This window comes from Streptomyces endocoffeicus (genome assembly GCF_016741935.1).
Taxonomy (GTDB): domain Bacteria; phylum Actinomycetota; class Actinomycetes; order Streptomycetales; family Streptomycetaceae; genus Streptomyces; species Streptomyces endocoffeicus.
In genome coordinates, this window is the sequence record NZ_JAERRG010000245.1 from 1 (window position 1) to 313 (window position 313).

The 313-nt window shown below is 66.8% G+C and carries 1 protein-coding gene; it reads left to right on the forward strand.

What is annotated here, in order from left to right; all coding sequences use genetic code 11:
• The coding region (locus JK364_RS54810) for a ketoacyl-synthetase C-terminal extension domain-containing protein (RefSeq protein WP_307841754.1) at positions 1-313 on the forward strand (313 nt) is incomplete at both ends.

Here is a 313-nt window from a genome sequence, read left to right on the forward strand (position 1 = left end):
ACATCGGTCACACGCAGGCGGCTGCGGGTGTGGGTGGTGTGATCAAGATGGTCATGGCCCTGGACCAGGAGGTGCTGCCGCGCACGTTGCATGTGGATCAGCCGTCTTCGCACGTGGATTGGGACGCCGGAGCGGTTGAGCTGCTGACCGAGCCTGTTGCCTGGCCGCGAGGGGAGCGGGTCCGACGGGCGGGTGTGTCTTCCTTCGGTGTGTCGGGGACCAATGCCCACGTCATCGTGGAGGAGGCACCGGCACTCCAGGCGCTGGTGGAGCACACCCCGGCTGGTGAGCTACCTGATGGCGAGGGTGTAGC